Annotated in this window: 9 protein-coding genes, 7 tRNA genes and 1 rRNA gene; all 17 read left to right on the top strand. The window is 48.3% G+C overall.

What is annotated here, in order from left to right; all coding sequences use genetic code 11:
- Nucleotides 1-101: ribosomal RNA gene (gene rrf / locus ASG02_RS14230) — 5S ribosomal RNA — on the top strand; the annotation flags it as partial.
- Nucleotides 102-112: 11 nt separating this feature from the next.
- A tRNA-Asn gene (locus ASG02_RS14225) sits at nt 113-187 on the top strand.
- Between the two features lie 2 nt (nt 188-189).
- Nucleotides 190-264 (top strand) — tRNA-Glu (locus ASG02_RS14220).
- Nucleotides 265-277: 13 nt separating this feature from the next.
- Nucleotides 278-350: transfer RNA gene (locus ASG02_RS14215), tRNA-Thr, on the top strand.
- A gap of 38 nt (nt 351-388) precedes the next feature.
- Nucleotides 389-472, top strand: a tRNA-Tyr gene (locus ASG02_RS14210).
- A 4-nt stretch (nt 473-476) separates the two neighbouring features.
- Nucleotides 477-549, top strand: a tRNA-Lys gene (locus ASG02_RS14205).
- A 6-nt stretch (nt 550-555) separates the two neighbouring features.
- Nucleotides 556-627, top strand: a tRNA-Gly gene (locus tag ASG02_RS14200).
- A gap of 9 nt (nt 628-636) precedes the next feature.
- Nucleotides 637-712, top strand: a tRNA-Ala gene (locus ASG02_RS14195).
- A gap of 211 nt (nt 713-923) precedes the next feature.
- Nucleotides 924-1,832: an arginase gene (gene rocF, locus ASG02_RS14190; RefSeq protein WP_056064598.1), complete on the top strand. Its 909-nt coding sequence runs from the start codon at nt 924-926 to the stop codon at nt 1,830-1,832.
- Nucleotides 1,833-1,956: 124 nt separating this feature from the next.
- Nucleotides 1,957-2,520, top strand: coding sequence for an RNA polymerase sigma factor SigW (sigW, locus tag ASG02_RS14185; RefSeq protein WP_056064595.1), 564 nt, complete (start codon nt 1,957-1,959; stop codon nt 2,518-2,520).
- Between the two features lie 16 nt (nt 2,521-2,536).
- Nucleotides 2,537-3,157: a hypothetical protein gene (locus ASG02_RS14180; protein ID WP_056064592.1), complete on the top strand. Its 621-nt coding sequence runs from the start codon at nt 2,537-2,539 to the stop codon at nt 3,155-3,157.
- Nucleotides 3,158-3,236: 79 nt separating this feature from the next.
- Nucleotides 3,237-4,097, top strand: coding sequence for a diadenylate cyclase CdaA (cdaA, locus tag ASG02_RS14175; RefSeq protein ID WP_056064589.1), 861 nt, complete (start codon nt 3,237-3,239; stop codon nt 4,095-4,097).
- Nucleotides 4,097-5,383, top strand: a complete 1,287-nt coding sequence (locus tag ASG02_RS14170) for a YbbR-like domain-containing protein (RefSeq protein ID WP_056064586.1) — start codon at nt 4,097-4,099, stop codon at nt 5,381-5,383. The genes cdaA and ASG02_RS14170 overlap by 1 nt, the downstream gene beginning before the upstream one ends.
- 29 nt (nt 5,384-5,412) lie before the next feature.
- Complete coding sequence (gene glmM, locus ASG02_RS14165; RefSeq protein WP_029343107.1) at nt 5,413-6,768, top strand: phosphoglucosamine mutase; 1,356 nt, start codon at nt 5,413-5,415, stop codon at nt 6,766-6,768.
- A gap of 411 nt (nt 6,769-7,179) precedes the next feature.
- Entirely contained in the window at nt 7,180-8,976 is a 1,797-nt protein-coding gene (gene glmS / locus ASG02_RS14160; protein WP_056064583.1) for a glutamine--fructose-6-phosphate transaminase (isomerizing), read from the top strand.
- A gap of 75 nt (nt 8,977-9,051) precedes the next feature.
- Entirely contained in the window at nt 9,052-9,618 is a 567-nt protein-coding gene (locus ASG02_RS14155; RefSeq protein ID WP_056064580.1) for a hypothetical protein, read from the top strand.
- 23 nt (nt 9,619-9,641) lie between these two features.
- Nucleotides 9,642-10,409 carry a carboxylesterase gene (locus tag ASG02_RS14150; RefSeq protein ID WP_056064576.1) on the top strand — a complete coding sequence of 256 codons (768 nt, stop codon included), beginning with the start codon at nt 9,642-9,644 and terminating at the stop codon, nt 10,407-10,409.
- The last annotated feature ends 4 nt before the right edge of the window (nt 10,410-10,413 follow it).

The following is a 10,413-nucleotide window of genomic DNA, read 5'->3' as shown; positions in this document are numbered from 1 at the left end:
CAAGTGGTCACACCCGTTCCCATGCCGAACACGGAAGTTAAGCACTTGAACGCCGAAAGTAGTTGGGGGCTTCCCCCTGTGAGGATAGGACGTTGCCAGGCAATTCATTTATTCCGCAATAGCTCAGTGGTAGAGCAACCGGCTGTTAACCGGTAGGTCGTAGGTTCAAATCCTACTTGCGGAGCCAATGGCCCGTTGGTCAAGCGGTTAAGACACCGCCCTTTCACGGCGGTAACACGGGTTCGAATCCCGTACGGGTCACCATTATACTTTTTGTGCCGGTGTAGCTCAGCTGGTAGAGCAACTGACTTGTAATCAGTAGGTCGCGGGTTCGACTCCTGTTGCCGGCACTGTTTTTTCTCAATCGTATAAGTTTCCTAGACAAACTGGGGGGGTAGCGAAGTGGCTAAACGCGGCGGACTGTAAATCCGCTCCCTCGGGTTCGGCGGTTCGAATCCGCCCCCCCCCACCATGTCGAGCCATTAGCTCAGTTGGTAGAGCATCTGACTTTTAATCAGAGGGTCGCAGGTTCGAATCCTGCATGGCTCATTTCTTGCGGAAGTAGTTCAGTGGTAGAATACGACCTTGCCAAGGTCGGGGTCGCGGGTTCGAATCCCGTCTTCCGCTTTTTCTTTCGGGGCCTTAGCTCAGCTGGGAGAGCGCCTGCCTTGCACGCAGGAGGTCAGCGGTTCGATCCCGCTAGGCTCCACCAATTTTATTTAAAGATCTTAAGCGAGTTTCGTTCGTCTTAAGTTTTTTTTATATGAAATGCCAAGCATAACCAGAGTACGTACGCAAGAACACCGTGATTCCCTTCACGGTGTTTTTTTGTATATTCATGCGTTTTTTTGTTGAGTTGAACCACCTATTTGTTACCGCTTACAATACATGTAGAAGTGACTATGACATAGGGGGAATATCGAATGAATATCGCGTATATCAGCGTACCGTACCGTTATGGACAAGGAAAGCCGGGCACTGAACACGGACCTGCTGCTGTCGAAAAAGCCGGTTTGTTAGCGACACTTGAAGCACGGGGACAAGAAGCAGTACGCTACGGGGAAGCGGCTGTTTTATCCGAGGATGCGGTCCGAGAAGAAGATCCGAAGCTAAAGCGTCTTGAAGGCGTCGTCCACACGACGAATGACTTGCATCTGATTGTTCGCGATGCGTTATCAGAGCAACGCTTTCCGTTGTTAGTTGGTGGTGATCACAGCATGGCGATCGGAACGATTGCGGGGTTACGTCAGACTGTACCACGTCTTGGCGTCATCTGGTTCGATGCACACGGTGACTTGAATACACCGGAAACATCACCGTCTGGCAACATCCACGGTATGCCGCTCGCTGTAGCCCTTGGGGAAGGACATCAGCGTTTAACGGAAGTAGGAGGAACAGATGTTAAGCTGCAACCGGAACATCTCGTCTTCATCGGATTACGTGACGTTGATCCAGGCGAACAAGAACTGATTGATCGTCTTGGTATTCGTGTCTACGATATGGAAGCGATCCGAACTCGGGGGATGGACGCGATCATGGAAGAAGCGATTGCCTATTTGAAGGAAACAACGGATGCATTCTATCTTAGTTTCGATATGGACGGTCTTGATCCATCGCTTGTCGTCGGTACAGGAACACGTGTTGCTGATGGCATTTTCTTAGACGATGCGAAGACGGTGTTACAGCATTGTGCGGTAGCAGAAGATTTCATTGCAGCTGAATTTGTTGAAGTGAATCCTTTGCTTGAAGAAGGAAACGGAACCGCGGAACTTGCGAATGAACTGATCGGAGATTTACTTTTGGCAATGGAAACACATCGCTTAGTAAAATAATGGATAGAACTTGAACTCTTTTCATCGGGGTTCAAGTTTTTTTGTTACAATTTAAAAGGAGATGAAACATTTATCGGTCGACTTCGTATAAGAGATTGACCGCATAGAGCGGGGGGTATTCAAAGTGGAAGAAACGACACTGCGCTTAATTGAGCGAGTGAAACAGGGAGACCGTGATGCTTTTGCGGCACTTGTTGATCTATATAAGGAAGGTGCCTTTCTTGTGGCTTTCCGGGTCTTGCGCGATCGAATGGAAGCGGAGGATGCGACACAAGAAGCCTTCATCCGTGTATTTACGAAGATCGATTCGTATAATGCACAATGGAAGTTCCGGACTTGGTTATACCGAATCGTTACGAACGTATCGATTGACCGATTACGGAAAAAGAAACCTGACTATTCTCTTGATGCTGAGATGTCAGGTACTGAAGGACTGACATTGTATTCACAACTCGAAAGCAAGGACACCTTGCCGGAGGACCAAGTGGTCGATAACGAGCAACGAAGTGAAGTCGGGGATGCGATTGCAGCTTTACCAGAAAAATACCGCGTCCCACTCGTCCTGAAATATATAGAGGATCTTTCACTAAAGGAAATCAGTGAAATGATCGAATTACCTGTCGCTACTGTCAAAACTAGAATTCATCGTGGACGGGAAGCGCTGAAGAAGCATTTTGCCAAACGATGAGAAGGAGGAACTCACCATGTCACGAGAGCATGTACATGAACGGATTCAGGATTATTTAGATCAAAACCAACCACCTGAGGAATTCGAGCGATTGGAAGCAGAGTTACGGGAAGCGGACGCGATGGACGAGTTCGAAGAGTATCGACTCCTTGATGCTCGACTGCGTCAACTTCCAGCGCCCAAATTATCGGCAGATTTTACATCCCGCGTGCTGGCACAATTGCCCGACCAGGTGGATACGCCGAGCGCTGCTTTACTGCACCAACCGCAACCGTCCCGTTTTGGAGGGAAGATGAAGCAATACCCATTGCTCGCGGCAGCGGCTGTTTTCTTACTTTTGTCGGTCGGTAGCCTTGGGGGTTATATGGCACAGGAAGAACATGACTTATCTTATACAAATGCACCAGGCATCGTCGCTCAAAATGGTGAGGTCGTCGTGCCAAAAGGCGTCACGGTCGATCAAGATCTCTATGTTGAAGGCGGGAACGTCCGAATCGAAGGGAAAGTTAATGGCGACGTCATGACCGTTGACGGGAAAGCTTACACGGCGAGTGCCGGTAGCGTGACCGGAGAAATCAAGGAAATTGATCAATTATTCGAACGCGTTTGGTACGGAATCAAACGTCTATTTCAATAATCAGATGGGACGAGTCGAACTCGTCCCTTTGTGCTATAATGGAAACTGTTTAAATCAGATGAGTTAGGGGGCACGGTTGGTGAATTACTTCAGCTGGCAACCACTTCAATTTCAATTGTTGAAACTGGGAGAAAACGTACATTGGTACGATTATATTAATGACGTGATTGATATCGCGGTTGTGACGTTCGTTATTTACCGTCTCATGATCATCGTCAAAGGAACGAAAGCAGTCCAGCTCATTAAAGGGATTTCGGTCATTTTGATCAGTTGGTTCCTGAGTGGCTTTTTTGGACTCAAAACACTTCAATTTTTACTCAATCAAATTATCACCTATGGGTTACTGGGGATCATCATCATCTTCCAACCCGAACTCCGGCGTGGACTGGAACATTTAGGACGAACGAGTAAATTCTTCTCACGTAGTGCGATCAGTGATGAAGATGAACAAGTTCGAATCGTCGATGCGCTCGTATCGTCTGCCCAGTACATGTCAAAACGCCGTATCGGGGCACTCGTGACGATTGAACGTGAGACAGGACTGAGTGAATACGTAGAGACGGGCATTCCGCTTGGTTCACAAATCACGAGTCAGTTGCTGATCAACTTATTCATTCCGAATACACCATTACATGATGGTGCCGTCATCGTCCAGCAAGGCAAGTTAGCAGCCGCCGCTTGTTACTTACCGTTGTCAGAAAGTGCACATATCTCAAAAGAGCTTGGAACACGTCACCGCGCTGCAATCGGTGTCAGTGAAGTAACGGATAGTGTTACGCTCGTCGTCTCGGAAGAAACGGGTGGTGTCTCACTCGCCATCAATGGACGTCTGTACCGGGAACTCGATGAAGAATCCTTACGGACGAAGTTGCTTGAGACGATCGTTAAGGTCGAACAGACGAATACTTCCTTCTTGAACTGGATGGGGGCGAAAAAATAATGTTCGAAAAATGGTTCAATGAACGATGGTTTTTACGCATTGTTGCGGTCGTCTTAGCCGTCATGTTGTATTTGATGGTGGCAGGTTCGAATACGACAGGAAAGAGTGACGCCGCTAGTCTGTTGCCGATCGCAGGTCAAGGTTCGACGAAATTTGACGTGCCGGTCACGGTCCAGTATGATGAATCGCAGTGGGTCGCCTATAATATTCCAAATACGATGGAGGTAACCGTTAAAGGTCCATCGAGTAGCTTGACGATGCTTCGGCTTGTTCAGGATTTTGGGTTATCGATTGATTTAAAAGGACTTGACCCTGGCTATCATCGTGTTCGTGTCACAGCAACTGGCTTCGGAAAAGATGTCGAGGTGACGCCAAAGCAGGAGACGATCGAAGTCTTCCTCGATAAGAAGATTACAAAGGAAGTACCGGTACAAGTCGCCTTACTCAATAAAAACAAAATCGCTGAAGGATATGTCGCTGGGGAAGCGCAACCGAATCAACAAACCGTTGAAGTTACGGGAGGCGCAGAGAAGTTACAGGCGATTTCAGCGATCCAAGTACCGATCGATGTAACTGGTCGGGCAGAGACGTTTAAAGAGACGTTCAATGCCAAAGCGACCGATGCGAACGGGAATACGATCAATGCATCTTATCAACCGGAACAACTAGAAATCACAGTACCGATCTATAAGGAAAGTAAGACGGTACCGATCAATGTGCAGACAAAAGATGACGTCAAAAAAGGATATACCGTCGTCAAGATCGTTCCCGTTACGACGGAAGCTCGTCTATATGGAACAAAAGAAGAGTTAGAGCGTATCGGTTCCGTTGATACGGAAGCGGTCTCGCTCAAAGGATTGACGAAGACGACAGAAAAAACCGTCAAACTTGTTGAACCGGAAAATGCGACAGCGATGGATCCGACACAGGTCACCGTCAATATCGTTGTCGAAAAGGAAAATGCGAAGTCGACGACGGAAACCGTCGAGGATCGGGCAGAGAAAACGATTCCCGGTGTGACGGTCACGTTAAATGGGTTTGATGAATCGAAGTATACGATTGATTACAACCAAACGATTGATGTCGTTGTCCGTGGGAAAGAATCTGATTTAGCATCGATCGATGCGACGGATATCAAAGCGGTCATCGATGTGACGGGACTAAAAGAAGGAACGCACGGATTGCCGATTTCGTATCAGACGTCAAAAGCCTTTGATGTCCTGCGTCCGGATAATATGGATGTCACGCTAAAAGCTGTTCCGCGGACATCCGTTCCGACCAATTAAAACAAATTAGTGAAATGAGGAAATAACACATGGGTAAGTATTTTGGAACTGACGGCGTACGCGGCGTCGCAAACGTAGAATTGACACCGGAACTAGCATATCGCCTCGGTCGAACAGGTGGTTACGTGTTGACGAAACACGAAAGCACACGACCAAAAGTCTTGATTGGACGCGATACACGTGTTTCTGGTCAAATGCTTGAGAACGCACTCATCGCTGGTCTTTTATCAATCGGTGCAGAAGTCATGCGTCTTGGTGTCATCTCGACACCGGGTGTCGCGTATCTGACAAAAACGATGGATGCCACAGCGGGAGTCATGATTTCTGCATCGCACAATCCAGTTGAAGATAACGGAATCAAGTTCTTCGGTTCAGATGGCTTCAAGCTCGATGACGCAACTGAGCTTGAAATCGAAGCATTGCTCGATGAAGCAGAAGATACATTACCACGTCCAGCCGGAAAAGAACTCGGTTTCGTTCACGATTACTACGAAGGTGCACAAAAATATCTTCATATGCTTCGCCAGACATCGGATGAAGATTTCTCAGGCATCCATGTCGCGATCGACGGCGCACACGGTGCGACGTCAAGCCTCGCACCACGCCTATTCGGTGACTTGGAAGCAGAAGTATCGACGATCGGTACAACTCCGAACGGACTCAACATCAATGATGGTGTCGGTTCGACACACCCAGAACATCTCGCTGCCTTCGTTAAGGAAAAAGGCGCAGATGTTGGTTTATCGTTTGATGGAGACGGCGACCGCTTGATTGCAGTCGATGAGAACGGTGATATCGTCGATGGCGATAAAATCATGTTCATTTGCGGAAAATACTTGAATGAACTTGGTCGTCTGAAAGACAACACGATCGTTGCGACGGTCATGAGTAACCTCGGCTTCCATAAAACTGTTGAAGAAAACGGGATGACGGCACTTCAGACAGCAGTCGGTGACCGTTATGTCGTCGAAGAAATGCGTAAGAACGACTACACGCTCGGTGGTGAACAGTCGGGGCATATCATCTTCATGGATTACTCAACGACAGGGGACGGCATGTTGTCAGGCGTCCAGTTGTTGCAAATCATGAAAGCGACAGGGAAAAAGTTATCGGAACTCGCAGCTGAGATGCCGATCTTCCCACAACGTCTCGTTAACATCCGTGTCTCAGACAAAAATGGTGCAATGAGCGGTCCTGCCGTACAAGCGATCATTGCAGAAGTCGAAGCAGAGATGGCAGGCAACGGACGTATTCTCGTTCGTGCGTCAGGAACAGAACCACTCGTTCGTGTCATGGCAGAAGCCCCGACACAAGAAGCGTGTGATGCATACGTCGAGCGGATCGCGAACGTCGTTCGTGAGAACTACGCGTTACAAGAAAACTAAGCAGCCCGAAGCAGAGCGATTGCTCTGCTTCTTTTTTACAATTATTTTAGAAAAACAAATTGATATTTTTACAAAAAATAGGGATTATGCGTATTGAATAGAAAAATATCGGGAATAGTTACAAATACGTTACCTTTCTTGCTTTTTCAGATTAAAGTTCGTATGATGGTGAAGTCGGACAGAAACGGGGTCGGACAGAAACAAGAAGCGCCAGGGCTTTCTCCGTAGGACGAAAGCTGACGAGGTGGAGGTTTATCGAATGATTCGGCGGATGCCTCCCGGTACCAGATCCATACCGTAAATCGTTCTGAAATCGTCCAAGTGATTGGGCGGACAAACAGACCGATCGGGATCCTCTCAACAAGAGCCGTTTCCTCTTCAGGGAAATACTTGTAAATGGAGAGATGTAACATGTGCGGAATCGTAGGTATGATTGGACAGGTCAACACGAAAGAAATTTTATTAAAAGGTCTCGAGAAGCTCGAGTACCGCGGCTATGACTCGGCAGGTCTTGCGTTCGTCAACGACGGCGTCCAAGTCCACAAAGAAGTAGGCCGGATTGCTGCGCTACGCGAAGTCGTTCCTGCAGATGCAGACGGCACAGTCGGAATCGGACACACACGCTGGGCGACACACGGTGTCCCAAGCGTACCAAACGCGCACCCGCACCAAAGTGCGTCAACACGTTTCACACTCGTGCACAACGGTGTCATCGAGAACGATGAGCAGTTGAAAGCAGAATTGAATGTCGATCTCCTCAGCGACACGGATACAGAAGTCATCGTTCAGATGATCGAAAAGAACTTCAACGAGACAGGTGATGTCGCGGAAGCATTCCGTCAAACACTCCGCGTCTTGCACGGTTCGTATGCCCTCGCATTGATCGATGCTGAAAATCCAGACGTTTTGTACATTGCGAAAAACAAATCACCACTTCTCGTTGGTCTCGGTGACGGGACGTTCAACGTCGTCGCATCAGACGCAATGGCAATGTTACAAGTAACGGATCAATTCGTTGAGCTGCATGACGGTGAGATGATCATCTTGACGCGTGATAGCGTTACGATTCAAGATCTCGACGGTAACGTTCAAGAGCGTGAAGCATATACGGCTGAAATCGATGCATCAGATATCGAAAAAGGAACGTATGCGCACTACATGCTCAAAGAGATGGATGAGCAACCAGCTGTCATCCGCAACATCGTTCAACAATATCAAAATGAAGCAGGCGACATCACACTCGACCAATCGGTCCGTGATCTCGTACTCGGTCGTGACCGTGTCTACATCATCGGTTGCGGAACAAGCTATCATGCTGGTTTGATCGGAAAACAGTTGATTGAACAAATCGCAGGCATCCCGACAGAAGTGCACATCTCTTCTGAGTTCGGATACAACATGCCATTATTGACAGAGAAACCACTCTTCCTCTTCCTTTCACAATCAGGTGAAACAGCGGATAGCCGTGCGGTTCTCGTTGAAGCGAAGAAACTTGGTCACCCGGCACTGACGATCACGAACGTTCCAGGATCAACATTGTCACGTGAGGCGAACGCAACATTATTGCTCCACGCGGGTCCAGAAATCGCCGTTGCTTCAACAAAAGCGTATACAGCTCAAATCGCTGTCCTCGCTGTTCTTGCGTTTGACCTCGCTCAAGCGAAAGGGGTTGCTGTCAACTTCGATCTCATGAAGGAACTCGGTAAAATCTCAAGTGCGATGGAATCGGTCATGTCTCAAAAAGATCGTTTCCAAGAAATCGCGACAGAGTACTTGTCTGAATCACGTAACGCGTTCTTCATCGGTCGCGGACAAGATGCATACGTCGGGATGGAAGGTGCATTGAAACTCAAAGAGATCTCGTATATTCAAGCAGAAGGATATGCGGGTGGCGAGCTCAAGCACGGTCCGATCGCTTTGATCGAAGATAACACACCGGTCATCGCACTCGTGACACAACCACACGTTCACCTCAACAACCGTGGGAACGTCAAGGAAGTCGTCGCGCGTGGTGCAAACGCGTGTGTCATCGCAGCAGAAGGTCTTGAATTGCCGACGGATGCCTTCGTCATCCCAGCAGTCGAGCCACTCTTGTCACCGCTCTTGTCTGTCTTGCCACTTCAATTGATTTCATACTACGCGGCACTCGGTCGCGACTGTGACGTCGATAAGCCACGTAACTTGGCGAAGTCAGTAACGGTTGAATAAGAAAATAAATCGACTCCAAACGATAGGCGCGAAAGTGTCTGCCGTTTGGGGTTTTTTATATAGGAGGACAATAAGATGAATCGCTGGATCGCCGCATTTCCTAAACGATATGAACAGGACGTCCGAATCGTCCAAGCGTGTCTACCGTTTGCTTGGACGCGTTTATCACCCGGGGCGATCGAAGTAAATACAGAGCACGAACAGATACAGATTCCGACTCGCTTATATGTACCAGAGGTTGACTCGGAGCGGATTAAACAACTGACGTCGACTCAAAAAACGATGTTATTTTGCCTTTACACCCGTCACCATGATGGTCACATCCGTGAACGTTATCTCCGTCAGTTACTCAAAACAAATCAACAAGATGAATGGATACTCATCTATATTCTTGAACTTGCTAGTGAATACGTCCGTGAAATCGTCGACATCATCGTACCTGTGATCGAGCAATGGGATCCGGAAGTGAAGCGGCGATTCGTCGAGGATGATCCGGCATACATGAAGCGAATCGAAGACCGGATGATCAGTTACTGGAATGCTTATTATCGGTCAAGTGGCGAACGACGATCCGAAGCGGACTACCCAGGCTTTCAGATTATAAAATCGTTACGGGAGAATACTTCGGTGGAGGAAGTTTAAAGAGATAAAAAGGAGGTGCGCCCATGATCACGAAATCAAAGGATCTGTACTTAGAAGGACCCGGACCTGCTGTTTTGCTGTTACATAGTTTTACTGGTAGTGCGAATGAGATGCGGGGGCTCGCTCGCTTTTTACATGTAGCCGGGTATACCTGTTACGCGCCCAATTACGCCGGGCACGGGGAATCGCCGGAGCGCTTGTTTGCGACGACGATCGAAGACGTCTGGCAGTCCGCGCAAGTCGGATGCGCCTTTTTACATGAGCAAGGGCACAAAGACTTCTTTTTGATTGGGCAATCACTCGGTGGGGTGATGGCTCTTCGACTGGCAGAACAGTCAGGATGCGCAGGACTCATCTTACTCTCGACGCCGATTCTTGAGCGGACGATTGCGGGACTCGAACATAGAGTCCGCCGTTATACGGAACGGTATTTTCAATTTGACGATCGTTCGCAAGAGTGGATCGCAGACTTTGTCGACCGTCATTTTCCACGACCGGAAAAAGACTTACGAGCACTGCAACAGTTCATTCTCGACATAGGAGTCGTCTTACCGAAGATCACGCAGCCCATCGCTCTATTCCTTGGTGCATTAGATGATATCGTCTACCATGCAAGTCTTGAACGAATCGAAACGACGGTGCCGAGCCGAGATCAGAAAAAGCTCCTTCTTCCGAACAGTAAACATTTACTGACGCTCGATCGGGATAAACAGCGTTTGTTCGAAGAAATCCTTGTCTTCTTGAAGACCCATCCGGTAGATTCCTTGAAACCATCATCTGCTGTGCAGTAGGCTA

Origin of the sequence: Exiguobacterium sp. Leaf196, assembly GCF_001423965.1 — a bacterium.
Taxonomy (GTDB): domain Bacteria; phylum Bacillota; class Bacilli; order Exiguobacteriales; family Exiguobacteriaceae; genus Exiguobacterium_A.
Note: the sequence above shows the minus strand (reverse complement) of the source record. Positions and strands in the feature narration are given on the sequence as shown.